The 26,527-nt window shown below is 66.1% G+C and carries 27 protein-coding genes and 3 pseudogenes; 13 read left to right on the top strand and 17 right to left on the bottom strand.

The annotated features are described in order from the left end of the window. Positions 1 to 75 precede the first annotated feature (75 nt). The 10 genes and pseudogenes from ACWEQQ_RS06660 to ACWEQQ_RS06615 form a co-directional block, all read right to left on the bottom strand. Positions 76 to 445 (bottom strand): annotated as a pseudogene (locus ACWEQQ_RS06660) (BRCT domain-containing protein); the annotation flags it as partial. Between the two features lie 293 nt (positions 446 to 738). Beyond that, positions 739 to 1,050 carry a hypothetical protein gene (locus tag ACWEQQ_RS06655; RefSeq protein ID WP_452347499.1) on the bottom strand — a complete coding sequence of 104 codons (312 nt, stop codon included), beginning with the start codon at positions 1,048 to 1,050 and terminating at the stop codon, positions 739 to 741. Positions 1,051 to 1,413: 363 nt separating this feature from the next. Then, complete coding sequence (locus tag ACWEQQ_RS06650) at positions 1,414 to 1,791, bottom strand: PaaI family thioesterase (RefSeq protein ID WP_452347498.1); 378 nt, start codon at positions 1,789 to 1,791, stop codon at positions 1,414 to 1,416. 623 nt (positions 1,792 to 2,414) lie between these two features. After that, positions 2,415 to 2,849 carry a hypothetical protein gene (locus ACWEQQ_RS06645; RefSeq protein ID WP_452347497.1) on the bottom strand — a complete coding sequence of 145 codons (435 nt, stop codon included), beginning with the start codon at positions 2,847 to 2,849 and terminating at the stop codon, positions 2,415 to 2,417. 411 nt (positions 2,850 to 3,260) lie between these two features. Beyond that, positions 3,261 to 3,854 (bottom strand): hypothetical protein, encoded by a 594-nt coding sequence (locus ACWEQQ_RS06640; RefSeq protein WP_452347496.1) that lies wholly within the window; start codon positions 3,852 to 3,854, stop codon positions 3,261 to 3,263. 129 nt (positions 3,855 to 3,983) lie between these two features. After that, a complete protein-coding gene (locus ACWEQQ_RS06635; protein ID WP_452347495.1) occupies positions 3,984 to 4,379 on the bottom strand; it encodes a hypothetical protein in 396 nt (131 codons plus the stop codon). Between the two features lie 114 nt (positions 4,380 to 4,493). Continuing rightward, positions 4,494 to 4,688, bottom strand: coding sequence for a hypothetical protein (locus tag ACWEQQ_RS06630; protein WP_452347494.1), 195 nt, complete (start codon positions 4,686 to 4,688; stop codon positions 4,494 to 4,496). A gap of 151 nt (positions 4,689 to 4,839) precedes the next feature. Then, positions 4,840 to 5,895 (bottom strand): NAD(P)H-dependent amine dehydrogenase family protein, encoded by a 1,056-nt coding sequence (locus ACWEQQ_RS06625; RefSeq protein ID WP_452347493.1) that lies wholly within the window; start codon positions 5,893 to 5,895, stop codon positions 4,840 to 4,842. Between the two features lie 33 nt (positions 5,896 to 5,928). Continuing rightward, positions 5,929 to 6,816: an LLM class flavin-dependent oxidoreductase gene (locus tag ACWEQQ_RS06620; RefSeq protein WP_452347492.1), complete on the bottom strand. Its 888-nt coding sequence runs from the start codon at positions 6,814 to 6,816 to the stop codon at positions 5,929 to 5,931. Between the two features lie 146 nt (positions 6,817 to 6,962). After that, a complete protein-coding gene (locus tag ACWEQQ_RS06615) occupies positions 6,963 to 7,517 on the bottom strand; it encodes a hypothetical protein (RefSeq protein WP_452347491.1) in 555 nt (184 codons plus the stop codon). A gap of 84 nt (positions 7,518 to 7,601) precedes the next feature. Here ACWEQQ_RS06615 and ACWEQQ_RS06610 point away from each other — a divergent pair, with 84 nt between their 5' ends. Then, positions 7,602 to 8,189 (top strand): TetR/AcrR family transcriptional regulator, encoded by a 588-nt coding sequence (locus ACWEQQ_RS06610; RefSeq protein WP_452347490.1) that lies wholly within the window; start codon positions 7,602 to 7,604, stop codon positions 8,187 to 8,189. A gap of 131 nt (positions 8,190 to 8,320) precedes the next feature. On the opposite strand, the gene ACWEQQ_RS06605 is transcribed toward ACWEQQ_RS06610, so the two are convergent. Beyond that, positions 8,321 to 9,853, bottom strand: coding sequence for an ISL3 family transposase (locus tag ACWEQQ_RS06605; protein WP_452347689.1), 1,533 nt, complete (start codon positions 9,851 to 9,853; stop codon positions 8,321 to 8,323). Positions 9,854 to 10,044: 191 nt separating this feature from the next. Next, a complete protein-coding gene (locus ACWEQQ_RS06600) occupies positions 10,045 to 10,992 on the bottom strand; it encodes a decaprenyl-phosphate phosphoribosyltransferase (RefSeq protein ID WP_452347489.1) in 948 nt (315 codons plus the stop codon). Between the two features lie 459 nt (positions 10,993 to 11,451). Between ACWEQQ_RS06600 and ACWEQQ_RS06595 the strand changes: the two genes are divergently transcribed. Next, the gene (locus ACWEQQ_RS06595) at positions 11,452 to 12,495 is read left to right on the top strand and encodes a hypothetical protein (RefSeq protein ID WP_452347488.1); all 1,044 of its coding nucleotides are present in this window, start codon (positions 11,452 to 11,454) and stop codon (positions 12,493 to 12,495) included. Further along, positions 12,489 to 12,620, top strand: a pseudogene (locus tag ACWEQQ_RS06590) (23S rRNA (adenine(2503)-C(2))-methyltransferase RlmN); the annotation flags it as partial. The gene ACWEQQ_RS06595 and the pseudogene ACWEQQ_RS06590, both read left to right, overlap by 7 nt. Positions 12,621 to 13,352: 732 nt before the next feature. On the opposite strand, the gene ACWEQQ_RS06585 reads toward ACWEQQ_RS06590, so the two are convergent. Next, positions 13,353 to 14,006, bottom strand: a complete 654-nt coding sequence (locus ACWEQQ_RS06585) for a hypothetical protein (RefSeq protein ID WP_452347487.1) — start codon at positions 14,004 to 14,006, stop codon at positions 13,353 to 13,355. 50 nt (positions 14,007 to 14,056) lie between these two features. On the opposite strand from ACWEQQ_RS06585, the gene ACWEQQ_RS06580 reads away from it, so the two are divergent. The 4 genes from ACWEQQ_RS06580 to ACWEQQ_RS06565 all read left to right on the top strand — a co-directional run bounded on the left by ACWEQQ_RS06580 (position 14,057) and on the right by ACWEQQ_RS06565 (position 17,970). Beyond that, the gene (locus ACWEQQ_RS06580; RefSeq protein ID WP_452347486.1) at positions 14,057 to 14,620 is read left to right on the top strand and encodes a TetR/AcrR family transcriptional regulator; all 564 of its coding nucleotides are present in this window, start codon (positions 14,057 to 14,059) and stop codon (positions 14,618 to 14,620) included. 410 nt (positions 14,621 to 15,030) lie between these two features. Further along, positions 15,031 to 15,741, top strand: a complete 711-nt coding sequence (locus tag ACWEQQ_RS06575; protein WP_452347485.1) for a hypothetical protein — start codon at positions 15,031 to 15,033, stop codon at positions 15,739 to 15,741. Positions 15,742 to 16,909: 1,168 nt separating this feature from the next. Next, entirely contained in the window at positions 16,910 to 17,152 is a 243-nt protein-coding gene (locus ACWEQQ_RS06570) for a nitroreductase/quinone reductase family protein (RefSeq protein ID WP_452347484.1), read from the top strand. Positions 17,153 to 17,409: 257 nt separating this feature from the next. After that, positions 17,410 to 17,970: a DUF4279 domain-containing protein gene (locus ACWEQQ_RS06565; protein ID WP_452347483.1), complete on the top strand. Its 561-nt coding sequence runs from the start codon at positions 17,410 to 17,412 to the stop codon at positions 17,968 to 17,970. A 56-nt stretch (positions 17,971 to 18,026) separates the two neighbouring features. Here the strand turns inward: ACWEQQ_RS06565 and istB are convergent, their stop codons facing one another. From istB to ACWEQQ_RS06550, 3 genes are all read right to left on the bottom strand, one after another. Next, entirely contained in the window at positions 18,027 to 18,821 is a 795-nt protein-coding gene (gene istB / locus ACWEQQ_RS06560; RefSeq protein WP_452347482.1) for an IS21-like element helper ATPase IstB, read from the bottom strand. Then, positions 18,818 to 20,437: an IS21 family transposase gene (gene istA, locus ACWEQQ_RS06555; RefSeq protein ID WP_452347481.1), complete on the bottom strand. Its 1,620-nt coding sequence runs from the start codon at positions 20,435 to 20,437 to the stop codon at positions 18,818 to 18,820. The genes istB and istA overlap by 4 nt, the downstream gene beginning before the upstream one ends. Before the next feature lie 792 nt (positions 20,438 to 21,229). Next, entirely contained in the window at positions 21,230 to 22,135 is a 906-nt protein-coding gene (locus ACWEQQ_RS06550; RefSeq protein WP_452347480.1) for a LysR family transcriptional regulator, read from the bottom strand. A 96-nt stretch (positions 22,136 to 22,231) separates the two neighbouring features. Between ACWEQQ_RS06550 and ACWEQQ_RS06545 the strand changes: the two genes are divergently transcribed. The 6 genes from ACWEQQ_RS06545 (at position 22,232) to ACWEQQ_RS06520 (ending at position 26,180) form a co-directional block, all read left to right on the top strand. Then, positions 22,232 to 23,002: an aspartate/glutamate racemase family protein gene (locus ACWEQQ_RS06545; RefSeq protein ID WP_452347479.1), complete on the top strand. Its 771-nt coding sequence runs from the start codon at positions 22,232 to 22,234 to the stop codon at positions 23,000 to 23,002. Positions 23,003 to 23,062: 60 nt separating this feature from the next. After that, entirely contained in the window at positions 23,063 to 23,371 is a 309-nt protein-coding gene (locus tag ACWEQQ_RS06540) for a PLP-dependent transferase (protein ID WP_452347478.1), read from the top strand. A 46-nt stretch (positions 23,372 to 23,417) separates the two neighbouring features. Further along, positions 23,418 to 24,677, top strand: coding sequence for an MFS transporter (locus ACWEQQ_RS06535; protein WP_452347477.1), 1,260 nt, complete (start codon positions 23,418 to 23,420; stop codon positions 24,675 to 24,677). 49 nt (positions 24,678 to 24,726) lie between these two features. After that, positions 24,727 to 24,963 carry a sulfurtransferase TusA family protein gene (locus ACWEQQ_RS06530; RefSeq protein WP_452347476.1) on the top strand — a complete coding sequence of 79 codons (237 nt, stop codon included), beginning with the start codon at positions 24,727 to 24,729 and terminating at the stop codon, positions 24,961 to 24,963. A gap of 122 nt (positions 24,964 to 25,085) precedes the next feature. Next, the gene (locus ACWEQQ_RS06525) at positions 25,086 to 25,517 is read left to right on the top strand and encodes a hypothetical protein (RefSeq protein WP_452347475.1); all 432 of its coding nucleotides are present in this window, start codon (positions 25,086 to 25,088) and stop codon (positions 25,515 to 25,517) included. Between the two features lie 18 nt (positions 25,518 to 25,535). Continuing rightward, the gene (locus ACWEQQ_RS06520) at positions 25,536 to 26,180 is read left to right on the top strand and encodes a TetR/AcrR family transcriptional regulator (protein WP_452347474.1); all 645 of its coding nucleotides are present in this window, start codon (positions 25,536 to 25,538) and stop codon (positions 26,178 to 26,180) included. A gap of 25 nt (positions 26,181 to 26,205) precedes the next feature. Here the strand turns inward: ACWEQQ_RS06520 and ACWEQQ_RS06515 are convergent. Next, a pseudogene (locus tag ACWEQQ_RS06515) lies at positions 26,206 to 26,328 on the bottom strand (IS21 family transposase); the annotation flags it as partial. Positions 26,329 to 26,527 lie beyond the last annotated feature (199 nt).

The following is a 26,527-nucleotide window of genomic DNA, read 5'->3' as shown; positions in this document are numbered from 1 at the left end:
GCATACCTATTCATGCCACCGGGCGGTCCGGCCTCGGCTGACCACCAAACCTCTCGGCAGCGATCCGGCGGACGATCATCGAACCGGACCCATCGGTGTGGCGGGTTGCGTGCCTACCTCACTCCTCGGCGGTGGGCGCGGCGGCCGCTGGGGCGTTACCGCTTCGGGGCCGCCTTCCAGGAGTTTTCACGAAGCCTGATTCATTCGAGGATGGGGACGCCGAGTTCTTCGGCCTTGTCGGCCTTCGAGCCGGGGGAATCGCGGATTACGACGAAAGCTGTTTTTTCGAGACGGATCCGGCTGCTTTGCCGCCTCGGATCAGGATTGCTTCCTTTGCGCCGTCTCTGGTGAAGGTTTGGAGGGAGCCGGTTACGACTATGGAGCGGCACTCGAGGATGCGGTCGATGGATTCGTCGCGTTCGTCTTCCATGCGGACTCCGACGGCGTAGTCCAGGAACGGGACTACGACCACGCCCAGCACCCCGAATGGCTCAGGCATTGGTGGACACGGTGGACCGAGCGGCATTGTGAGGCGATTGAGGACCATCGGTCCTCGATGCCTGTCGAGTAGCGTCAGAAAATCCGCTTCTGCCGCATACCGCGCTGACCGAACCGGCAAGCGCGCCGCGACGGAAGATCAACTGCCCGTGTCCATCCGAGGAAGCCCGAACACGCGCGCATGCTGCGCTGACCTATCCCGCAGAGCGCAGGGCTCGGCTCGGCTGGCTGTGTCCCGTTTCAAGCAGATGGAATGGTCAGATCGCGGCCATCGAGCACCTCGATCCCGGTCACCGATCTCCCTGCGGGGTCGAAATTCAGCAAGGCGATAGGTTCGCCATCGCGTTCCAGCTCAATCACTCCCGGGCTGGGCGAGCCGAACGGTGCGGTCAACAGGACCGGACAGGTGGGTGTGCAGGTGCACCGACCGTAGAACCGCAGATCCTGGATGGTCCGGGCGAGCCGTGTGTCCTCGGCTACCAACAGCTGGGCAACTTCGATTGCCAGGCCGGGAAAAACCTCAGCCAGGCGCGGGAACGGAACCTCCGTCATACCCGAACGGTACGCCATAGGCGTACAAGAGATCTCGGCCTGCTCCCTGCGATCAGAACGGCACGCATCCACTCATGGCGCATGCCGCGCTGACCGAACTGGGCAGCGCGGGGAATCGAAAGAGCAAGTGGCCGTGACTATCCGAGGTCGGCCGAACGCGCCATAATGCCGAAGGCAGTGTGCCGTGCCCTCGCACGTGCCCATGCCTGCAGAGGCCGACCCTCCACCTGGTTGGATCCCGAAACGTGGACGATCACCTTTGAGAACCTGCCGTCCTGCTGGTGGAGCGGGAGCATTGCACTCGGACTGTCCGGTGCGGTGATGGCGGGTGATCAATGTAGTGAAAGAACGCGCGGATGATTCTCAGCGAGGGTTGAGCCGTTTCCAGGTGGAGCGCATCGAGACTCTCGTCTTACCATCGAAGCGCAGTTCAGCATTGGCGATGGCTTGCTGCTCGGTCAGCTGTTCGATTTGCGCCCAAAGATCGAGGCTGGGGCCCAGCGGAGTGGGGCGCAGGAAGCTGACGTCGAACCCGGCGGTAACGAACGGGGCCACCATGCTGTGTTCGCTGAACCACCCGCGATCGATGGTGGCTTGGAACACGACCGCACCCGAATGGCAGTCCAGCACAGTGGAGATGACCCCGCCGTGGACCAAGCCGAGTCCGTTGCCGTGGTCCGGTCCCGGGGTGAACGATCCCACCACAGTGTCGTCGTCTGCCCGATAGCTGCGAATACGCATGCCAGAGGGGTTGGCCGGTCCGCATCCGAAACAGGTGGTGGTCGGGAAATGGCGTTCTTGGATGCTCTTATCGCTGATCATGGATCCCCCGATATTGATCTTCGAGACGCTCGCCTCGAGCCTTCACCCTAGCCGGAATCCCGCGCTGCCCAATAAAAGTCATCAGTTCGTTGGGCATATCACTGTCAATCGCTTCCCACTCATGGGAGTCAACCGAACGCACTACATTGCCGCATACCGCGCTGACCGAACCGGCCAGCGCAACCCCTCTGAATGCATCTGGGGTTGTCGTTTTGGCACCCCGCACCACACTCCGACGTGCGCCGAAAAGTGTGACTTGCAGCAGTAATGCCGGTCTTCGGGTTCCAGTAGAACTCGCGCGGAAAACAACGGATATGGCGTACCGATGTCACCGGTACGCCCTCGCCGACGGACCCGGCGCTACCCGGGTCCGGGTGCCGCCGGCGTTGCCGCCAGTGGGAGCAACAGCTGCGGCATGACGCTGATCTGCGAAGGGAACCCCACCGGGTAAGTCGGGCGTGCGTCGTCCTACCGCAACGCCTGACTGTCGATGGCACCGATCTCATGAGACGCACAACTATGGGCTAGAAACTGCACTGCCGCTAGAAGTAGTTGGTGGGGTCGAAGCTGCCGCCGCCTCCGCAGCCGTCCAGTTTCGGTTGAGCGACAGGGGTGGTTCCGGCGGGCGCGGGTTCGACCTGCAGGGTACCCGAACTTCCCTCGTAGCTGCCCTGTTTGGTGGACAGCACGTGTGTTCCCGCGCTGGTCGGCACCCAGGACACCGTCGCGTTACCTTCCTGCACCGGGTCGTTGTAGATGGAGGCGAGGCTGCTGCCGAGGCATGCGGAATTGTCGTAGAAGTTCACCCGGGCTGGTGTATAAATGGCCGAGGCCCAGACGGTGTAGCGCACGCCGACATAAATGTGCGCCGGAACCGTCCAGCCGTCGCTGTACACGTACACGCCGTGCGGTTCGCTGCTCGGGCTCGTCGAACCAGTCGGCGCAGCAATGGTTGCCGCCGTCGCCGCCAGCGCCATTGTTGTTGCAAACCAACCGATTCGACGCCCCGCTTGCCCTGTCATACTCGCTCCCCGATCATGATCTGCCCGGCGTTTTCCGGTCGCTGAACGCTAGCCCGGCCAACATGTGACACACCGATGTTTCGGACATATCGGATGGCCCCCACTTTTCGGGGCAGACACCAGGCTGGCCGGACTCCAAGTGGGGCTGCCGTTTTGGGGTACACCCCCCAGCACCACAACCGTGACCGGGCCGGGATGCGTCAGATTGAAGTCGGTGCGACTCGCAGCGGTAGATGGCGGTGTTGTCGCACTCGCAGTGGCGGCCGGAACCTGGTGCGGCGCAGAACGTCCGCTACTGCCGAATTCAGGATGCGCTCACTGCGTGGTGGGCATGGCCAGCAGTCCGGCGAGGCCATCGCGGCCGGCCTAGTCCTCGGCTTCCTGCGCGAGCATCCGCATGTACCGGTGGAGGAATTCACCGTCCGCGACGGGGCCGGTGCAGTCGAGCCAGTAGTCAGCGATGACCGACGGAGCGAGTAGGTCAACGGCAATGATCGCCCGCCGGAGCAGTTCCAGACGCGCGGGGTCTTTGGTGTCGGCCCGAAACCAAATACTCTCGACCAGAGGCTCATCGCCGTTCAACTTGATGAAACAGGACGCGTCCACGCCGTAGCAGTAGGCGTCATCCTCGTAGATGCCCATCGGGTCCCGTCTACTCTCGTCGAACCCTGCCGACGCCGTCGCGACGAACCGCCGGACCCGCGGCATGATCGGTGCCAGTACCGCATCGACCTGTGCGAACGTCAGCCCTGCCTCCGCGTAGTCGTGCTCGGGCGCCGCGATCTCGTGCACATCGGTCCAGCCGATGCCGTCCGGCGCGCGGTTGGCACCGCTCGCGACCTCGCTCGCACGCAAGTCGCCCGCCACTTCGGTGGCGGCCGCCAGAGGGTGAAGGCAGCGCATGCCCCACTCGTCTTCGTGGATATGAATCTTCGTCACGGCGGCGAACTCGTCGGTCACGCGGCCCACCCTGTCATGGAACGCGCACTACCGACGCCAGACCGCCCCTGCGGCACACACTTCAGGCCAGCAGCAAACGACGTGTAATGCCGCTGATCGTACTGACCGAACCGGTCGGAGTGTGATCGCTTACGGGATGCAGTCGTAGCCGTTGACGTAGGCGGGAGCATTCGCGATGTTGCCGGAGATGGTGAGGAACTCGATGGGCTTGCCGTCGAGGCCAAGGGGCGCTGGAGGTTGCTTTCCGCAGTTGTAAGTGATCGGTGTCGGGCTGCGTTGGGTGATCTGCCAGGGACCTCTCATCGTATTGTCCTGTCCGGCAGTGCCTTCTGCGGGTTGGCAGTCGCCGCGGCCGGTGATGACGACGGTGTCCCCATCCTTGTAACCCAGCGGCTGCACGACGATGGCCTCATTGCATACGTACGTGGGGATCTGAGCGCGACTGTCGTCGGCGGACTCGCATGCGGTGAGAAGTGTTGCGACAGTGATTCCCCCGAGAGCGATCAATGTCTGCGTCATGCTCATGCTTCGAGGTCCTTCGTGTGGCGTGCGGCTGGAGCCGTATCGACTCTGACCAACACCGTTATCCCTCGTCCGCTCGATGCGGGCGGCGTGACGATCCAAGACGAGTGACAATGTCTACCCGGCGAAGCGGGCCGCCCCCGGGAGAGTGACACTCCCGAACCCCTCTATGATCATGGCCGACTGCCCTGTCCGGGCGTCCTCGGCGAATTCCTGCCAAGTGGTCGGCACAGCGGAGTCGATGACGGGTTCCTCCAAATTGACGTCGTACGCGTCTTCGTCCGCTGCGGGGTCCAGCTGTTCATCAGCCAATTCGACCACTCCTTTTCGCTCATCAGGCGCCGGAACTGATGATAGAACACGCTTTCGATCCGTCTCAGCGTTGACAGCGGACCTCAGGCGCCGGGCATCAGAAGATCAACGGGCACAGCGAGATCCAGTCGGCGCGAGATGCCCGGTGCGATCAGCGCGCCAGGTCCGGGTGCGCCCGACCGGTGACGACGGGCATGTCGACGAAGGTCAGCAGGCCGGGTTCGGCAGCACAGACGTAGGGGATCGAGTTCACGCAGTGCGCCGCGGTCACGACGATGCCGGGGTTGCGCTGCAGGCCGGCCGCCACGCTGGTCGGGTGCCATCCGTGGATCGTCACGAGACAGTCGGGATCGCCCTTCACCTCGACCTCGAACCGGACGCCGCCGTCGCCGTATTTCCAAGGCGGGTCGAGGTTCTCATCGCCCATCAGCCAGTTGACCGCGACCCTGACGACCTTGGTGTCGCCGATGAATGCCTCCCAGGCGAAGCGCTGGCCGGCGACCTGGCCGGGCTGGATCACGCCGATCGGCGAGTCGATCGGCGCGGTCGCGACCGCCACCTCGCGGCTGCTGCGGATCTCGGCGTCGGCGAAGCCGAGCGCGTCCAGGCACATCCGCACCGACTGGTCGAACCCGTTGTCCAGCAACGCCAGCATCGGACCGTTCATCGCCTGCTCGGGCGACTGACCGAAACCCATGAGGTGGCGTACGACGTCGGGGGCGTTGTAGGTGCGGATGTCGGAGTACTCCTCACCGCGGACGAACGTGATTGCGCTGGACAGGCCCGTGAAGAACAGCGGCTGCTGCTCGGTGGCACCGCCCGGGTCGATCCCGGTCCCGTGCAGCGTCACGCCGCCTTCGCGGGCCGGGGCCGTCATCCTCTCCTTCTCCTCCGCGGTCGGCCAGAACCAGCCCAGCGGCGTGACGACGTTCTTGCCCGAACGCAGAATCGCCGCCACCTCTTTAGGATTCGGCATCAGCGGCGAGTAGAGGACGCAGTCGGCGTCCATCGCGAGGATCTCGTCGATGCTGTTGGTGGCGGTGACACCGATCGGGCCTATCCCGGCGAGCTCACCGGCGTCCCGGCCAACCTTGGCCTCCGAATGCACCCAGCACCCGACGAGCTCGAGATCCGGGTGCAGCCGGATCTGGCCGATCGCGGCCTGGCCAAGCCCACCGGTGGCCCACTGGATCACTCGCAGCGTCATGCATGGAATAGAACAGGTTCCATTCCTCGAGCGTCAAGGCCGTGCGGTCACCACCTCGGCCGCCACCTCGAGGAATTTCAGGTCGGTGACGGCCGGGACCAGAATGAACTCGTCGCACCCGGCCCGCTCCGCGCCGTCGAGAATGTCGGCGAGCACCTCGGGACTCGACGCCCGCGTCGAGGCGGCGATCATCTCGGCCAGCCTGGGTCCGAGGAAGCCGAGGTAGCGAGCGGTGAATGCGTGCAACGCCTCCGAGGCATCGGCAACGCCCAGAGCGGTGAAGCAGCCACTGACCTTGCGCGGGGTCGTCGCACGACCGGCCTCGGCCCAGCACCGGTCGGCGAGCTCGCCCACCTTGGCGATCTCCTCCGCATCGCCTCGAATACTGAAGCCGGAGATGCCATCCGCCCACCGCGCCGCCCGACGCATCGCCTTCGGCCCCATCGCGCCGGCGAGAATGATCGGCCCGCCCGGCTGCACGCACGCCGGCCCGACCGGGTCCGCGCCCTCGAACGGCGGCTCACCGGCGAGCAGTGACTTCAACTCGGCCACCTTGTCGTCGAGCTGCTGGTGCCGTCCCTTGAAATCAGCGCCGAGAGCGCGGTAGTCGTGCTCGCGACCGCCGACGCCCACGGCCATCTCGAGACGTCCGTTCGCGAGCTGGTCGAGAGTCCCGATCTGCTGTGCGACCATCGCCACCGGGTGCTGTGGCAGCACCCAGAGGTTCGCCAGAACCCGCACCCGCTCCGTCACCGCCGCGCAAGCACCCAGCGTCGCAACCATCTCCGGGTTCGAAAACGTCACCCGCTCGCCCACCGAGACACTCGAAAACGGACCCGCGTCGATTCGCCGAGCCCAGTCGACCGTCGTACCCGGTCCGTACCCGGGAGCCATCTGCGGAAGCGCAACACCGATCTTCATACGGCGACCCTCTCAGAACCACCCGACCCCGGTCAGGCGATTTCGATTTCGAGAAGCGATGGCGGTCAACAGATTCAGCGCGGCTCGACATCAGCAGTGCGCGCTCATGCCGAATATCGCGTGTCGGTCGCCGGGATCATCTCGGATCAGCGCAGGACTGGGAGCAGGGCGAGCAGAACCGCGATGAGAAGCAAGGGGACCGAGAGTCGTTCGACGAGTGCATGGGTCCGGTCAAGGTCGGTATTGGCCTGCGTCCCGTCTGCGGAGGTACCGCGAGCGCTGTTAGCGCCACTGGCTGCGCGGGCTGCGAGCGCGGCGTCGACGCGCAGCTTGATAGTGAGGATCGCTGCCATGGCCAGTGCGCCGACCAGGTAGACCGCGGCCATCGTTCCGGTGCCGGCCGCGAGTCGCGCGACCTCGATCACGGCGAGAACGATGCTGGCGATCAGTGAAGCTCGGTTGTAGCGGTTCCACGCCCCGACCGAGATCTTCTCGACGGCCAGGGCGATGCTCGGGGCGGTGCCCGGTGACTGGGCGGCCAGCAGCAGTGGCCGAACTCCGGCGACCATGATCAGCCCGCCTGCGGCAATGACACCGATGGCGAACCGCTCGGCTCCGGTGAGTCCGATGTTGATGAGGGTGTCGGCAGTGTTGATGTCCACGTGCATCTCCTGGGTTTCAGCGCAAAGTGCGGTGCGCACTCACGTCATTCTGCGATGGCGTTACTATGGTGCGCGCTCACCTCACTTGTCAATGGATGGGCCGCCGACCGAGGGAGATCACCGATGGCACCACCCGCCCGACAGCGGATCCTCGATGCCGCCGCTCGTCTGCTGCGCGAGAAGGGCATCGCCCGCCTCACCACGCGCGAGATCGCCGTAGCCGCAGACGCTGCGGAGGGTTCGATCACGAAGAACTTCGGCGGCAAACTCGGCCTGCTCACCGCTCTGCTGTCGAGGGAACTGCCCGAACTGGCCGCCTGGCGCGCCGCCCTCACCCCATCGACCTCTCACTGCGAGGACTTACGCGCCACGCTGATGACGGTCGGGGACAAAGCGATCGACTACTACGCGGCTTCGCTCCCGCTCGTTGCCGGGGCCGTCTCCGATATCAGCCTTTTCGACGCTTACCGGGCGACGAACACCGCCCAGGACACCGGACCTCAACTGGCCGTGGAAGCGATGGCCACGTACTTGACGACCTGGCAGTCCACTGGCGCGCTTTCCCCCGACGCCGACACCTGGGCCTTGGCCCTGATGTTCTGCGGCGCAGCACAATTGCAAGCATGGACCGAGCAGCTCGCCGGACCACAAGCCCTGCCTCACGACAGGGACACGCGGCTTCAAGCCATTGTCAACACGCTCATCCCATAACACCGAGCCAGCAGCGCAGCAAACGCACTATTCTGCGGCATACCGCGCTGACCGAACCGGCCAGCGGGGTACCGCGGGTCTGTCCAGATAACGGCTCTGGCCCACTTCCGGTGGTGGTTAAGCCAGCGGGGTCAGGCCAGCAGGATTCGGTTTCGGAGGAGGTCGAATCCTGCTCGGCCATACATTTGCCGTTTGATCAGTTTGGTTTTCGTGTTGACACCTTCGATCGGGCCGCTGCTGTAGGGCAGGGTCAGACCGGCGACGACGGCGTCGTGGTCCTGGTCGACACCGGTGAGGAATGGTTCCAGCTCGATGAGGCCGGCGGCGCGGACCTGCTTGATCCAGCAGTCGATCTCGGCGCCGCGCCGGTTGGCCATGATCTGCGCGAACTCGTGCACGAGCGCAGCGAGTGCAGTCAGTTCCGGGCAGGCAGTCAATAGTTCGTTGAGGTGGGCGCGATGCTGATCGGGCAGATCGGCCGGGCGGGTCATGATCGGGCTGGTCAGCCGCCGCGGAGAGGGCAGGATCCGATCACTGGGATGGCGTCCCTGGTTGAGGTATTTGTGCAGCAGGTTCAGGCTGCCGGTGTAGCCGAGGGCTTTCAGTTCCTCGAACAGGTGCGCCACGGGAACGCCAGGTTCGTCGGCGCGGCGGGTTCTCAGGTGATCTCGGTAAGGGTCGACCAAGCAGGCACGATATTGCGGCGGGCGGCGCAGCCGATCCGGTTGCGGGACTCGGGCATAGCGTTTGACGGTATTGAGCGCCAGACCCAGCCGCCGCGAGCAGTCCAGCAGCCCGACGCCTTGGTCGAGCAGCGCGTGAATATCGTGCCAGCGCTGCAAAGTTGTTGTCTCTCGCGTTAATTGCTGGCGTTTGGGCCCGGCTTTGGCCCAGCAGGTGCTGTGGGCGACGACCGCCTTCTCGACCACCCGGCCCAGTCCGTTCCAGAGATGCCAGCGGTCCGACGCCTGCATCACGCCGGGCAGGGCGCGGCGGGCGCCTTCGGCATAGGCGGTGGAACCGTCGCGGACGATGACCTCGACGCCGGGATGCTCGCAGAGCCAAGCGCGGAGCGAATCGGACTTGCGATCGGGGAGCACGTCGATGCGTTGATGGGTGGCGGCGTCGATCAGGACGCTGGCGTAGTGCTGGCCGCGGCGCAATGCGAAGTCGTCCACGCCCAACGCTTTCGGCGTCGACCGTCGCGGCAGCGGGATCCGCAACAGAATCCGGATCGCGGTGTGACGCGACAATCGAACCGGCAGCGCCGCGAGCAATCGGATGCTTGCACGGCCGGCCAATTCCCGCACCACCGACCGGACCTGAACGGTCAGGCGCGCGGTTCGACGCTGATAGCGCTCCAAAACCCCAGGCACCTGCTCGCGGAAAGTGTTTCGGCAGCCCAGCGTTGAGCACACCAGCCGCCGCGCCCGCACCTGCACCACCACAGCCCGACCGTCCAAGGGCACATCGGCCACGATCCGCTGGTGATACCCGTGCACCCGGGCGGACCGCACCCCGCAGCCCGGACAGGCCGCCGGACCACCCGGTGTCCGCGCCTGCACCAGAATCTGGCCGCCCTCATCAATGACATCCTCCACCAACAGTGGATCCAAACCCGAAAACAGCACGGCAGCAGGCACATTCACCTCGCACACCGCAATATCGTGCCGTCAGAGACCCTCCGTCACCACCGGAAGTGAGCCAGAGCCGTTGTTTTTACAGTCCCGGTACCGCCGGCAGCGAGATCGACGGCGGCCCAGAGACATCCGCTCATGCCGATTACAGGTCGTCGGTGTGTCGAGCCAGTGCCATGAGGTCTGCTCATGACGCGGCACGTGCCTCATATGTCTGCTCAGGTGAGGTAGACGGCCACACCGATTGCTGCGGCACACGCCAGGGCCAATGACTGCAGAGTGCGGTCGCCCAGCACGATCTCTTCGGGTTCACCGGCTCCGGCTCCATCGACGTCGACTGCGTAACGCAGGATGCAGATTGTGAAGGGAATCATCGAGATTGCGAACCACGGGTTGTCCTTGTGGTCGGGCTCGAACGCCCACAGCCCGTAGAAGACCACGACTGCGGTGCCCGACAAGGTCCAGACGAAACGTAGGTAGGTGGGCGTGTAGTACTGCAACGACTTACGAATCTTGGCGCCGGTGTCCAGCGCGATTTTCAACTCGGCATAGCGCTTGCCCGCGGCCATGAACAGCGAACCGAAGGCCGCGATCAGCAAGAACCATTGCGACAGATGAATACTCGCCGCCGCGCCACCGGCAACCGCGCGCAACAGGAAGCCCGATGACACGATGCAGACGTCGAGGACCGCTTGATGCTTGAGACCGAAGCAGTAGGCCAGCTGGATGCCGACGTAAACAGCCATCACCACGGCCAGCTGCCATGTCGCCACGAACGAGATCAGGATCGAGGCGGTCAGCAGCACCACCGACAGCGCGTAGGCCAGACGCATCGGAACCACGCCGGCGGCGATCGGGCGGAAGCGTTTGGTCGGATGCGCTCGGTCGGCTTCCACGTCGAGCGAGTCGTTGACCAGGTAGATGCCCGACGCTGCCAGGCAGAACACCACGAACGCGATACCGATGTGCAGATCGCGGGTGAGATCGGAGATGGCAAAGGTGTCGGTACCCGGAATCGTGCCCGCGGCCAGCGGTGCGGCCAGCACCAGAACGTTCTTCACCCACTGACGTGGCCGCAGGGCTTTGACCAGGCCGCTGGTCAGGGTCGTGGGCGGTCCGGTGAAGACGGCCTCGTCGAGTTCGATGGTGGTCGGCTCTTCGCTCATATCAACCTGACTGCTTCCTGTGGCGGCGGAGGAATCTCTTTCCGCGCGGCGAGCACTGCGCTTCGACGGCTCCGCGATTGTGTCGACCCGCGACACCGCCCACGACATACTCCCAAACACTCACCTGTATGTCTTGGGGTCAAGCTTTTGACAGGAGCGGACAATTCGTTGGATCGACAGCGAGGCCGGCGGCCTGGCTGACCCAACGTCCCCTCATGCCGCATACCGCGCTGACCGAACCGGCCAGCGTGGGGCGCCGACGGCCGGAACCCGGTGCGCCGCAGAACGTCCGCTATTGCCGAATTGAGGGCTAGGCGTGGGCGATATCAGCGGGCGGCCCGATCAGGCTGATCGTGTCGAACACCGCCCGCGCGAGTCACCGAATCATGTTCGACGGCAACTGAAAGTTGATCGGCTCGACGGGCGAAGCCATTCGCCGTGCCATAGGCTGGGCGTTCGGTGACGAATGGGGGGCGGATGCGGTGGTCGCTGTGGTGGCGACGGACGTGGATTCCCGGGCTGACGGTGCTGGGGCTCGTCACCGCCGTGGTCGGCGGAATGGTGGTCGCGCTGCGGCTGGAGTATGCGGGGACGCCGACGGCGCACACCAGGGGTCGGGACGCGCTCTGGCTGGGGCACGAGTGGATCGATGGTCGCAAGGACGAAGGCGACGTCGCCGCGTTGAAGGCGCAGTTGGCCGACACCGGCATCAAGGATCTCTACGTCTTCTCCGGTCCGCTCGACTCCGATGGAAGCCTTCCCGACGACCGGCATCCCAACGCGTCATGGTTCGTCGACGCCGTCCACCGCGAAATTCCCAACGCCCGGGTGCAGGCCTGGTTGGGAAACTTCGTCGCCCCGGAGTACCCGGACGAATTGCACCTCGACGCCCCCGACGTGCGGGGAAACATCCTCGCGTCGACCGGACAGCTACTGGATCTCGGATTCGACGGCGTGCATTACGATTTCGAGCCGATCCGCTCGGGCACCGCCGATTTCCTGCCCCTGCTGGACCAAGCCCACGCCCTCACCACGGGCCGTCACGCCCTGCTGTCGATCGCCGCTCCCCAAATCGACCCGCTACCTGGATTGCACGCCCCCTACCTCGCCGTCGCCGGGCATGAAAAGTGGTGGTCGCAAGCGTATTTCGCCGCGGCGGCACATCGGGTGGATCAAATCGCCGTGATGTCCTACGACACGGCCATGCCCTACCGTTTCATGTACGGCGGCTACGTCGCCGAACAGACCACACTTGCCTTACAGGTCACGCCCCCATCCGTCGACTTACTGATGGGCCTACCGGCCTATCAGACGGAGAACATCGCCCACCACAGCTCAGCGGAAACCGTTGACGCGGCAATCCGAGCGATCCGGCTGGGCTTGGGCCGCACCGATCCCACCCGGCCCGCTTTCGGCGTAGCCCTCTTCGTCGACTACACCGCCACACCCGCGGACTGGGCCGCCTACCGATCCAACTGGGTGACCACCGCACCGACCAGGTGACCGAAGCCCTCTCCGCCGCACACTATTACGCCGACGAGTCCGGTCGCCGAGCCTCCATCGAATATGCGTTGATCCGCGCCGTCGACGACCAGGGCTGGCGAGCGGACAGGCTCGGCAGGAGACTCCAGGTCTGAAGGCTGACTCGTCCTCATCCTTGAACGGACTACGTGCCCGCCGATCGAATCGAGGTGGGGGTCCAATACGGCTTTGGAATCCAATAGCATGAATCCATTTGCGTTGCAAAGGGATTCACGCTTCAGTGTGTCCAGAGGGGGGCACGACCACTACGCACACGCATTCCACCGGCGGAAATCGATATTTGTCGGTTAGTCGTCAATGCGACGTTGACGGACGGATGCGCTTGGGTCAACGAGTCCAGGTGAGTAAACGGGCTACTTATCCGGTGTATTGGGTGTGTCACCGTTGCTGGCGCGCATTGCCACTTGTCGCGTGACACCCAAGCAGGCGCCCACGGTCAGGAGGCCGTCCAGGAGGGCCCTTCTCGGCACTACACCGCCCCGACAGACAGTAGCCGCCATCAGGGAAGAAGCTGCGGCTGGTTCCAGGACACCCCATTCGACCACTGCTGAGCTGGCGGACATCGACCAGCCACGCCAGCTCCCCGTTGAATTGACTGCGGCCCCCATCTGAATATCCGCTCCTGCCGCATACCGCGCTGACCGAACCGGCCAGCGCGGGGCATCGGAAGGTCAACTGATGCCGATCCGACGCCAGCTGAACGTCCGCCACTGCCGATTACACAGCGTTCCGGACGTTCCTCGCGAGCGTGACGTTGTCCAAGCGCTCATTCTCGAGAATCGCTGTCACGTCGCAAATTTGGGTATGGACCGGATCCCTCAGATCGTCCAGTTGATCGGGTAGTCGACGATCGGGTGGAAGGTCAGGGCGTCGAGCTGCTGGAATTCACCACGGGCGACGGTGACCATTTCGTGCAGCGAATACATCTGCACCGCATGGTCATTGGAGTCCCAGACGCTGATATTGGCGATCGCGCCCTCCGGCGACACGGCCGTATACCAGTGCAGGAGTCCCGGCAGTTGTTCGATGGCCGGGACCAGGTACTCGGCCTGCTTGATGGCCAGGGTCTCGACCTCGGCGAACCGTTCGGCGTCGAAGCTGCCGCGGGCGACATGGATGACCGCGGCGGCCGGCACCGATCCGGCGATGGTCCAGTTGATGGGGTAGTTGATGATCGGGCGTTCGAAATGGCCTCCGATCGCCTCCATTTCGCCGCGGGCCACAACGGCCATCAACTTCAGGTCGTCCATCTGCTTGGCGTGCGCCTCGGTGTCCCAGATGCTGATCTGCACCATCGAACCCTCAGGCGAGACGCCGGTGAACCAGGAGATGAGGCCCGGCAATTCTTTGATGGCCGGGACCAGGTAGTCCGCCTGCTTGGTGACCAGCGCGCTGAAGTCCGTGAACAGGCTCGGGTCGAAGGTGGCGCGTCCGACGCGGATCACCGCGCTCACCGGCAACGACTCCGTCATGATGGGTCCTTCCATCGATCAATTACGTTCCGATGTACTATCGCAATGTAATGAGCACCCCGCAACCGAAGGCCGGACGACCGAGGAACCCGGCCCTGGACCAAGCGATCTTGGCGGCCGCCGCCCACTCGCTCGGCGAACTCGGCTACGCCCGCATGTCGCTGGAATCGGTCGCGGCCGCCGCGGGCACCACCACCCCCAGCCTGCGCCGCCGCTACCGAAACAAGGCGGAATTGGTTGCGGCGGTGATCGGTTCACTGCGGGTCGTGGAGCCACCCGCCGCCGCCGCGACCCCGCGCGCCCACGCCCTGGCGATCCTGGAGAACTTCCACGACAACCTGCGGGCCGGTCCTGCCATGGCCATTCTCGGCTCACTACTCGCCGAGGAAGGCCGCCACCCCGAACTGCTGGAATCGTTCAAGACCCGCATAGTCGAGCCGCGCCGCGCCCTGCTGCGAAAAGCCCTGGCAGCGGGCGATTTTCCCGCGTCCACCGATCTCGACGTCCTCACCGGCATGCTCATCGGCTCGTTCTACGGCAGCTATGTCACCCTGGCCGGTATTCCCGACGACTGGCCAGGCCGCGTGCTGAGCGCCATCTGGCCACCCGAATAGGCCAGCCTGCGAATGCCCGACCCACCCGGCATCCGGTCTCGGTGGAATGCGCAAGAACATCCGAGGCCTCGGCGGCCCCAATAGAACGACCTATTCTGCCGCATGTCGCGCTGACCGAAGCGGCCCGTGTGGTGCGGCGGAAGATCAACTGGCCGTTCGCATCCGGCGCCGGCCGAACGCACCGTAATGCCAAGTTCCGTGCGAAATGGGTCCTGCGATGGGCAGGCCATGCAAATGACGGGCGCCGGCCATGTGGCGACGATCGTTTGGTCAGACTCGCTGCGGCACAGAACATCTGCTACCGAAACCCGCCTGATTGGCGCAGCGTTCTGTTTCAGCGCGGTCTGTCGGTGCCAGCGGGTAGGACTTGGCATGTTGACGTGAGGGCGCTATCGGGAAGGCGAGTAGCGGTGGGTGCGCGTAACCAGGCTCAATGGACGAAGCAGATCATCACCCGGCTGACAAAGGCCATGGGTGCCGAAGGCTTCACCGTCTGCGCGCCGCCGGAGAGGTGGCCCGCTACCGGGAGACTTCTGTGGACGGAGTTCTACTTCGGTCCGACTAGCGAGTCCATCCCCAGGATGACCTCGACTGTCGATGCCCACATCGAGCGTCACCGTGATGGCGGCCTTCGTCTCGAAGGGACCGCGCGGATCGGATCACCGGCCGTAGGGGAGGTCATGCGTGACATGCCCGGGGACGGACTGAGCTACGGCGATATCAATCGCGGACGCTTCGATCTGTTGGATGCTTCACCGAAGCCGCCGGTGATGTCGATCGAGTTCGACGCTGAGCTGGATGTTTCGGTTGCTCGGTACATGGAGTACATCCGTGGTCCGGTGCGTGAATGGTTCGCCAAACGATCCACGTTCCCTGCTCTACTGCAAACGGCACACGAACCGACAATCGCGCCGTGGGAAACGAATCCGGATCCGACGCTGCTGCGCGGAACTGTCGTGCTGTGCGTGCTGGACGGCCGGGCGTCGGAGGCGGCGTCGTTGATGCGGTGGTATCTGCAGCGGGACCAGATCCACCGGTGGGACTCCCTCGAGGATGCGTCCGCGTTCGATGCCGCGATGCGGGAACGGTTCCCCGCTTATGCCGTCGAGAGATCCAACTAGCCACAGCGTGCGGGAACCATTGCTGTACAAACCATCCGCTATTGCCGCATACCGCGCTGACCGAACCGGCCAGCGCGGGGCGCCGCCGGCCGGAACCTGTTGCGGTGCAGAACGTCCGCTACTGCCGAGTTGAGTGCATTACAGCCACTGCCGCACGCCGATTCCAGACGGTCGGCGGCCCTTGGGATCCCACGCGCTCGGCGATCGCAATCGCGACGACCAGCCGCCCATCCGCTCGAAATTCCAAACCGGTCTACCGTCTATCCGGTACCCCTCCTCGGGTAGGTGCTGGACGGCGGGCTACGGCTGGGGAAGGGTCCAGTGTTGGCGTGATGCGGGGCCATGCCCAGCCCGGAAGGGTTGGGGCACGATCCTTTCGCGATCCGGAAGTTTTGTGAAATGGGCGTGCTTATGATTTGTCGGGTGGCCGTGTCGAACCCGCGCGTCGTCCCAGCGACCACGTAAGTGCCAACCAGTGAAAGAGTGCCTGTGTCTACATCACTTCGAAACACTGCCCTCCGTCGAGCGGCGGCCGTGATCGGCGGTGCTGTCACCGTTGCGATGGTCTGTCTCGCCGGCAGCACTGCCACCGCGGCAGCGGAGACGGGCTCGAGCGGCTCGGGGACGGGCTCAGCTTGGCTCACCCAGCCACAGCAAACCTGCAACGCCATGGATTGCGTGACGAGGCCCCCGCTTATCGATACGCTGACCACCGGTTCTGCCGCTCTGGCGTATGTGGGAACACGCATGGTCCTGTGCACACTCCTCGGCGGGGGCTGGAACACCACCCCGCAAGGCGGCTGTTCCGTCCCGACCGGGTCATACGGCGACGCGGGGAATCCCCTGATGAGCTAGCCGAACTCCTCAGGAATGGCGGACGATCTCCCGCTCGGACCCGATCTCTGCGGCGTGCCAGAAACCGTTCTTCTTTCGACGGAACGCACTGTTCTGCCGCATACCGCGCTGACCGAACCGGTCAGCGCGGGGCATCGAAAGATCAACTGGCCGTGCGGATCCGACGCCGGCAGAACGTCCGCTTGTGCCGAGTTGGGGGCATTTCGGAGGTCGGTAATGTCCGTAAGTTGCTTTCCGACAACAACTTCGGCTGGCGCGAATCCAGCCATGGAGTAGGCCCAGGATTCAGGACTGGGCGGGGAGGACAGGCGACGTGGACCAGGCAGCAGCCGATCTCAAACACAAGGTCAAACGGTTCAACAAAGTCATCGTGGCGCTACAGAGGGCAGGGATCGCCTTCGGGCCGATGCATCTGCTCACCGCGCCGGGACGCAAGAGCGGACAGCCGCGCACCGCGCCGATCGCCGTCGTGCCCATCGACGGACAGCGCTACATCATTCAGGCCTACCCGCAGGCGGCCTGGGTGGCCAACGCGCGCAACGCGCCCAGACCGTGACGCTGAGCCGGGGACGACGTGCCGCTACGGTTCGCCTGGTGGAACTGCCTGTGGAGGAGCGCCGGCCGCTGCTTCGTGAGCATGTCGCGAACAGTCCAGCGCGAGTGGCACAGCTGTTCGTCAGGAGCGGTCTCGCGGCGGAAGCCGCCGCGGTGGCTATGGGCGTGAATTCTGACGTCGGTTGAGCGTGAATAGGGGCATCACGGGTGGGCAGCGAGCAGAGGTTTTGAGCGCGAAAATGAACACCGCCTGGACCGGTGTGTCGCTCGGGGCGGTCGTGTCGGGAGCGTGTCCAGGAATCCGGTGGAGCTTCGGGCTCGGGTGTGGTGGGATCGGGCGTCGTGAAGACCCGTCAGTACTGCTATTTCGCGCTCAAGAGTGACTCGCTGTCGGCTGCGGAGATCACCAGGCGGCTCGGGATGGAGGCCGACGAGGTGCTCGTGAAGGCGAGCCGATCATCCGAACATGTGCTCCCGCGGTGTCATTCGTGGAAGCTCGTCCGGCGCAGCGATGAGAGCGTCGACGAGCAGATTCAGCATCTGATCGATCGGTTGAAACCCGTTCGCTCCAGGTTGATCTCGTTGTGCTCGGAGACCGGCATCGCTGCTGTGATGCAGGTCGTGCGGTATTTCCATGACCCGGACGGGGTCCAGGCCGCGCCTGGTGGGACGTCATGGGAGCAGGCGCAGCACTGGCCTCGTCCGTTGGGGTGGCATCTGTCGATGTCGGTGGTCGAGTTCCTCTCAGCGACGCGAGCCGAACTCGACGTCGATGAATACGACCTCGGCGATGACGAGGATCATGACTCCCCGGCCTGAAGCTCGCCGTCGATAGCATGGTCGGGCAATCGAATTCACCGATGCTGCATTGCCAGTCAGGGCTTCTTGGTGGTGCGGGTGTGGGCGAGTCGGTAGGAGTCGGTGCCGGTTTCGATGATGTTGCCGCCGAAGGTGAGTCGGTCGACGATCGCGGCGCAGAGGCGTGGGTCGGTGAAGGTTTTCGTCCATCCGGAGTAGCTGTCGTTGGAGGCGATGGCGACGGAGTTCTTTTCCTCGCGTTCGGTGAGAACCTGGAACAGCAACTCGGCCCCGCGCCGGTCGAGTTCCATGTAGCCGAGTTCATCGATGCAGAGAAGGTCGACGCGGCCGTAGCAGGCGATGGTTTTGGCCAGCATCTTTTCGTCGGCGGCTTCGACGAGCTCGTTGACCAGTTTGGTCGCGAGGGTGTACTTGACCCGGAAGCCCTGCATGGCGGCCTCGGTGCCCAATGCGATGAGCAGATGCGATTTGCCGGTGCCGGAGTCTCCGATGAGGCAGAGCGGCAGCCCTTTTCGGATCCAGTCGCAGTTGGCGAGGGTGTTGATGGCGGCCGGATCGATGTTGGGGTTGGCATCGAAGTCGAAGGCGCGCAGTGATTTGTCGCGCGGGAACCCCGCAGCACGGATGCGGCGCTCGCTGCGTCGGCGGGCGCGGTCGTCGCATTCGCCCATCAACAGTTCGGCCAGAAATGCCCGGTAGGACATCTGTGCTTTGGCGGCGGTGTCGGCGATCTCGCCGAACTGGGAGCGGATGGTGGGCAGTCGCAGCACTCGGCAGGCTTGATCGATCGCTGCGTCAGCGGCCTGCTCGGTGAGACCGCCTCGTCGTCCGATCGCGGAGTTGCCGGTCATGAAATGCCTTTCTGGGTTCTGGGGAGGCGAAGCAGCTGGTCGTAGTGGGCGACCGAGGGTAGTGGTCGGTTGTCCGGCGGTAGGTGTGCGAGCCGGCGAGCAGTCAGTGACGGGACCGGATCGACCGGCTCGTCCAGATCGACGATCGGTTCCGGGGTCGGCTGGGATTCGCTGATCTTGCGTGCTTCGAGCGCGACCGCGTCCGCGGTGAGCGCACCCGATTGCAGCGCGGCGGCCAGTGCGTCGACGAGCAGGTCGTGGGGCATGTGTCGTTGCAGCAGAAGCACTTCGATCAGCGCGCGAGTGCCGTGCTGGTCGCCGTGGGCTTTGCGGGCCGCGGCCCACCATGCCTCGTGGATGGGCGTGAATTTCCCGGCGGCGCGGGCCTGTTCGAGCGCGGTCGCGCCGGGTAGCGCCCCGGGTTTGCGCAGCAGCCCTTCCAGATAGTGGTCGAGCTCCAGGCGTGCCCCGCATTTCGCGAGCAGCCGTTCATGGCGGGCGATCTCGGTCTTGCCGTCGTAGACGACCAACTCCGAGGCATGCAGCAGGACCCGGACCTGGCGGTCGATGTAGCGGACCGGAACCGAATACTTGTTGGTGCGAACACAGATCTGCGCGTAACGATCGACGCGTGGGGTGAACCAGCGGCCGGTCTCGAACGACTCGTCGGGCAACGGCGCCAGCAGAGGCTTCTCGATCGCGAACATCTCCCCGATCGTGCGCGGGCGTGCCCCGATCCGCCGATCGTCATCGGCGATGTCGTAGGCGTCGATCATCGCGTTAAGCTCGGCGATCGAGTCGACCTCCGGGACCGGGACCAGATGGTTTCGACGAAACCAGCCGACTTGCCCTTCGACCCCGCCCTTCTCGTGTGCGCCTTCGATTCCTGGTCGGCAGTAGAACGGTTCCAGGCCCAGATACGACCGGAACACCGTCCAGCGTTCGGCCTCGACCCGACCGCGGGTGAACCCGAGGACCTGCCCGACCGCGGCGCGCAGATTGTCGTAGCGAACCTTGCCCGTCGGGACGCCACCGAGCATCCGCGCCGCATGCAGATGCCCTTCGAAGAACGCCTCCTGCCCAGCCGAGAGCGACACTCGATGAATTGCCTTGCCCGAGAACGACATCCGGAAACAGAACAGATAGGCGGTCACCAGCTCGCCGCGCAGGCAGATGGTGATGTCGCCGAAGTCAACCTCGGCTTCCTCACCCGGGTGATGAGTTTGCGGGATGAAGATCTTCGGAGGCGAGCGCCCGGACTCGGCCACAATCTGCGGACGACGATCCGCGACATAGCGTTGGACCACCGAGTACGAGACATCGACCATGTCGTATTCATCGATCAACCGCTGGAAGATCCGGATCGCCGAATGGCGTTGCTTGCGTGGCGCATCCAGATCCGCCCGCAAGATCTCGTCGATGACCGGCTCCAACGGCTCGAGCTTCGAACCCCGCGCCGAATACTCTTTGCGTTCGACCGGCCACGGCGACACCAGTGCCTGCGCGACCGCCCGATACCCGACCCCGTACTTGCGTTGAATCGCCCTGTTGGACATGCCAGCCCGCGCGTCCCGACGTATCGCGGCGATCAACTCCGCCCGCGACACAATCGCCATAGGCGACTCCCTCATCCGAGCACGACCCGCTGAAGCAACGACCTCAGCGGCAAAGCACGGACATCCTCACACCGCAACCCCCGCGGTGCTGTCAGATTTCGCGCTCACGGACAACGCGCTCGGGCGAGTGGTGTCGAGATTCGCGCTCAGCCGCTGCCCACATTGGCGCTCAGAACCACCGCGGAGTCAGTTGCGGCCGCAGCGGATCGGATCGCAGTCTTTCGGGTCGAATCCGTCTGACAGCGCAACAGAGCAGGGCATCCGAGATCGCTACCAGCAACTCGGATGCACGCTCATGTCGCATACCGCGCTGACCGAACCGGCCAGCGCGGTACCGCCGGCGGCGAGATCGACGGCGGCCCAGAGATATCCGCTCATGCCGATTACAGGCCGAGGTGGACTTGCACGATCAGGCCCGAAATGCCGGAGAACAGCCGCTAGATCGGGTGGTTGAAGACCACCGACCGGGTCGCAGCTGGGTCGGTGAATTCCAGGAGGCGACCGGCTTCGGACGTTATGGCGGCGGTGTCATCGGGGGCGTCCCGCCTTCGCGAGGTGATCGACCGACTCCGCCCCCGCCTCTGCACACTGCTCCTGGTCGCAGGGTCGGGTAGCTGGTGGCGGCGACGATGAGTCCGGAGCCCATGCCGCCGGTGGCTCCGGCGATGGCGATGACGATGGAGACGTCCACAGCGCCTTGGGTTTTGGCGCGCGTGGCCAGCGGCACCGTGTCGGTGATGATGGCGGTGCCAGCGACCAGGCCGAGATTCCCCCTCCCGGCTCTGCGTCAGATCACCGGCGCGCCTGCGGCCGACGTGCGGTCGCTGTCTGTTGGAGGGCTCGGACGGCCTGGGTGACGGCGGGGATCCGTAGTGCTTCGCGGTGGCACAGCAGGTGCAGGGCCCGGTCGGTGATCCCGAGCGGGAGCACGTGCACGTCGGGGTGGCGGTAGGCGTCGAGGGCGAGCTGCGGCAGCAGGGCGACGCCCAGGTCGCGGGCCACCAGGTTCTGGACGACCACGTAGTCGTCGGTGCTGTGCCGGATGTCGGGGGTGAAGCCGGCTGCCGCGCAGGTGCGGGTGAGGTGGGCGGCGCAGCTCGGGCAGCCGGCGATCCACGGGGTCGACGCCAGGCGGGCCAACGGATCGGCGGCGGTCGCTGCGGGGTGGCCGGCGGGGACGACCAGACGCACCGGATCGTCGGCGAGCGGGATCAGCCGGAGGTCGGGGCCGTGGTCCGGCGGCCGGTCGTCGTGCGAGAAGAGCACGGCGAGATCGGCTTCTCCGCTGGCCACCAGCCGGGCGGCCTCGGGAGGTTCACACTCGGCCAGGCGGATCTCGAGACCCGGGTGGCGGCGGGCCAGGTCCGTCATGGCAGACGGCACCAGGATGGCGCAGGCGGACGGGAAGGCCGTCAGGCGGACGGTGCCGGCGCTGAGCTCGGCGAGCGCGGCCATGTCCTCCTCGGCCGCGTGCAGACGGGTGGCGATGGCGTCGGCGTGCCGCAGCAGCGCCGTGCCGGCCTCGGTGAGCCTGATGCCGCGGGAGTGGCGGATCACCAGGGGAAGGCCCGCCTGCCGTTCGAGCTGGCGCAGGTGCTGGCTGACGGCGGGCTGGGTCCAGCCGAGCTTCCGGGCCGCCGCCGCGATTGAGGCGGTCCGGGCGACCTCGCGGAAGATCAGCAGGCGGTGCGTGTCCACAGCTCCAAGTATCCCTTGGGGGTCGGGCAAGGAGGACGGGGCTACCAGGAGTGCTGGGCGCGGAGCACGCTGGGCGGACCGACCTCAGGAGGAAACGTGCGGACCATCGGATTGATCGGCGGGATGAGCTGGGAGTCCTCGGCGGAGTACTACCGGCTCCTCAATGGCCTCACCCGCGAGCGGCTGGGCGGGCACCACTGCGCACCGAGCGTCATGGTCACCGTGGACTTCGCCGAGATCGAGGCGATGCAGCGGGCAGACGACTGGCAGGGCGCGGCCGAGCGGCTCGCCGAGGCTGCCGTGGGACTGGAGCGGGCCGGGGCGGAGCTCGTGGTGCTCTGCACCAACACGATGCACCGCATGGCGGACGACATCGCCGCCGCGATCCGGATCCCGTTCGTGGACATCGTAGACGTCACGGCGCAGCGGATCCTGGCGGCCGGCAGCCGTACCGTCGGCCTGCTGGGCACGCGCTTCACGATGGAGGGCGGGTTCTATCGGGCCCGGATGGCGGCGCACGGGATCGAGGTCCTCGTCCCGGAGGCACCGGACCGTGCGCTCGTCCACGACGTCATCTACCGCGAACTGACCCGGGGGGTGGTCCGGGACTCCTCGCGGCAGGAGTTCCGGCGGATCATCGGGGACCTCGCCGAACGGGGTGCCGACGGCGTGGTCCTCGGGTGCACCGAGATCCCGCTGCTGATCGGCCCGGCCGACACCCAGGTGCACCTCTTCGACACCACCCGCCTGCACGTCGAACACGCCGTCGAACTGGCCCTGGCCGCACCGGACGCGGTGCCCGGCGGCACGTCGGCCCCTGCCCGGCCGGCGGCGGCGGGAGGAGGCGCCTGCTCGGCACCCGGATGACGGTGCTTCCGGTCGACCAGGACGGCTTGGTCGGACACCGACGCTGCCCAGACCGCCGCCGTGGTCGACCGCCTGACGCTGACTGCCATCGCCCCCAGCCTCGGCGGCGTCGAGTCCCTAGTCACCCAGCCCATCACCACCACCTACCACGGCCTGGACCCCGACGAACGCGCCCGCCGCGGCATCGCCGACAGCATGATCCGCCTACCCGTCGGCCTCGAAGACCCGCCGACCTCATTGCCGACCTCGCCCAGGCCCTCCAAGCCGACTGACCCGCCGCGCACCTCCGGCCCGGACCCGATGGGCCAGGGCCGGAGCCTGCACCCCACGAACCACGGGCGCGCACCGCGCCCCTGCTCGCCGCGCTGACTTCAGCCTGCCCCGCCACTCCACCGCCCACGGAGAGCCCCCGGACATGACCAACACCGCCACTGGCAGCACGACGGCCGCCATACCCGGCACCGCCCAGGCCCAGCACTGTATCCTGCGCGTCCTGGTCGCCTCCCAGATCCTCAGCGGCGCCGGGCTCTCCGCCGGAGTCACCGTCGGCGCCCTCCTCGCCCAGCAGATGCTCGGCTCCACCAGCCTCGCTGGCCTGCCCAGCGCCCTGTTCACCGCCGGATCCGCCCTCGCCGCCGTCGCCGTCGGCCGCATCTCCCAGGCCCGCGGACGCCGCCCGGGACTCGCCGCTGGCTACCTCACCGGCGCCATCGGCAGCGCCGGCGTTATCACCGCCACCGCCCTCAACAACCCCGCCCTGCTGTTCATTGCCCTGTTCATCTACGGCGCCGGCACCGCCACCAACCTCCAGGCCCGCTATGCCGGAGCCGACCTCGCCGACCCCGCCCGACGTGCCCGAGCGGTCTCCACCGTCCTGGTCGCCACCACCCTGGGCGGCGTGGCAGGCCCCAACCTCGCCGCCCCCACTGGCAACCTCGCCCACGCCCTCGGCATCTCCACCCTCGCCGGCCCCTTCCTCCTGTCGGGTGCCGCCTACGCGCTCGCCGCCCTCGTCCTCGCCCTGCGACTGCGCCCCGACCCCCTGCTCTTGGCCCGCACCATCGCCGCCGCCGAACCCGCCCACGCCACCGACGACACCCACAGCCCCGACCAGACCCGCGACGGCCGCCGCAGCCTCGTCCTCGGCGCCGTCGTCATGATCCTCACCCAGCTCGTCATGGTCGCGATCATGACGATGACCCCGGTCCACATGCACGACATGGGCCACGGCACCGCCGCCTCCGGTCTGGTCATCGCCATCCACATCGGCGCGATGTACCTCCCCTCGCCCCTGACCGGCTGGCTCGTCGACCGCTACGGCCGCATGAAGGTCGCAGCCGCCTCCGGCGTCACCCTCCTCGCCGCAGGCGTGCTCGCCGCCACCGCCCCCGGCGACTCCGTCGCGCTCCTCGCCTTCGCCCTGGCCCTGCTCGGACTCGGCTGGAACTTCGGCCTCGTCTCCGGCACCGCGATCACCACGGACAGCGTGCCGCTCGCCACCCGCGCCAAGACCCAGGGCCTGGTCGACGTCTCCATCGCCATCGCCGGCGCCACCGGCGGCCTCACCTCCGGCCTCATGGTCGCCGCCACCAGCTACCTCGCCCTCGCGCTGACCGGCGGCCTGCTCGCCCTCGCCCTCATCCCCGCCGTCGCCGCCACCGCCTACCGCCGATGACCCTCACCAACCCCGCGCCCGACATCACCGTCGACGGAACCGGCCTGCTGTGCGTGACCCTGCTCATCAAGCTCCGCAACGCGATCGCCGATGCCACCCCAGCACCCGGGTGCACGTCATCGCCACCGACCCCGCGGCCCCGCTCGACCTGCCCGCCTGGTGCCACATGACCGGCCACCACTACCTCGGCCCCGTCGCCGACCCCGCCGAACGCCCCGTCTACGCCCTCACCCTGGCAGCCGGCGCCCGATCCACCCGGCCCGACGCACCCTGGCGCCTGCGGTAGTCGAGCGCGGCCTCCCCGGCCTCGGTTTTGGGGGCTGCGCGATCTTTGCCTGTAATATGAGTACAACGTAAGCTTACGCTGTACTCATACATGAACACCTTCGACCCACAAGGGGATGCTCCGTGTATACGATCGCCGTCATCGTGCCGCTGGTCTGGCTGACCTGGCTGGCCCTCACCGAGTGGGTGCCGATGTTCCCGCTCAACGACCTGAGAGCCGACAACCGCCGCGAGAGGCTCGGCGACGCAGCCGTCAACTACCCGATCCCGCTGCTCATCGCCGGTGGCATTGCCCTGGACAACCAGGCTTCGCAGATCGCGGCCCTGGTGCTGTGTCTGCTGGTCCTGGCCGGTCACGTGGCGAGCTGGTGGCTCCCCTACTTCGGGATCAGCACGGCGGCGCAACGGGAGTCCTACACCCGGGACTACGCCCGCACGCTGAAGGTCCTGCCCGTCCAGGGGCATGCAGTGGTGCCCGACGTCCAGCACATGGCGGTCGGCGTCCTCACCCTGGCGATGACGGTCAGCACCCTGGCAGTCACCCTGACCAGGTGAATCTGTCACGCTGAGGGCATGAATCAGGCGTCACGACCCCGCCGGGGAGGCCGACCCGCACAAATCAGTGTGGACCAGATCACCGCCGCGGCGATCGAGGTGCTCGACCGCGATGGCCTGGAGGCGCTGACGATGCGCCGGATCGGCGCGCACCTGGGGGTGGCAGCAATGTCGCTGTACCGTCACCTCCCGGGCCGTGACGCCATCCTGTCCACAGTGGTCAACCACCTGTTCGCCACCGCGCTGGCAGATCTGGACGCCGGGCCGGCCTGGCCCGAGGCGCTGACCGCCTTCGCGGTCGCCTACCGCCGCATGCTGCTGGAGCATCCGAACGCGGTGCCCCTGCTGGCCACACGCCCGGTGGACCCCGGCACGGCCGTCCCGGTCCTGGCCGTGCTGCTCGAGCGCTTCACCGCCGCCGGCGTCGCCCAGGACGAGGCGCTGATCCGCATCCAGTCCGTCGGCGTCTATACGCTAGGCCACGCCCTGGCACAGGTGGGAGCAGGAGGGGGCACCGAGGACAGCCGCAACGGGGCAACGCAGGACTCCGCCTCGCTTGACTACTACCAGCGGTGGTTCGACGTCGGCCTGCAGGCGCTGGTCGCCGGCCTCGAACACCGCCAGACACCCGAACAGGGGGCCGGGACAAAGGCGGGCGCGTAGCCGTGCCGCTCCGAACGTGAAGGCAATCGCGCGGCAGCCGCGCCGAACGCCTCCATCCGGTCTCCGGCGCGACCGACGGCAGGGTGAGCATCGCCTGGCGGTCCGCGACGATCCGGTCGGTCGGTGCGCAGCCCAGCGCGCGCCGAGAGAGTTCCTTGCCTTCTCGGGGACGAGGTGAGCTGGAAGGCGGGCGCGTGCTCGCACCCACGGTTTCATCGCTCGGTGTACCAATGGTACATTGACTATCAACCTAATCCACCTGGCGCAGCCATCAAAGACACGTGAAAGAACAATTCCGCCGCACACTCTGCCGCCGACCTGGGCGGTGTTGGTCTACAGGATGCGAT

The sequence above is a fragment of the Nocardia sp. NPDC004123 genome, assembly GCF_053603795.1.
Note: the sequence above shows the minus strand (reverse complement) of the source record. Positions and strands in the feature narration are given on the sequence as shown.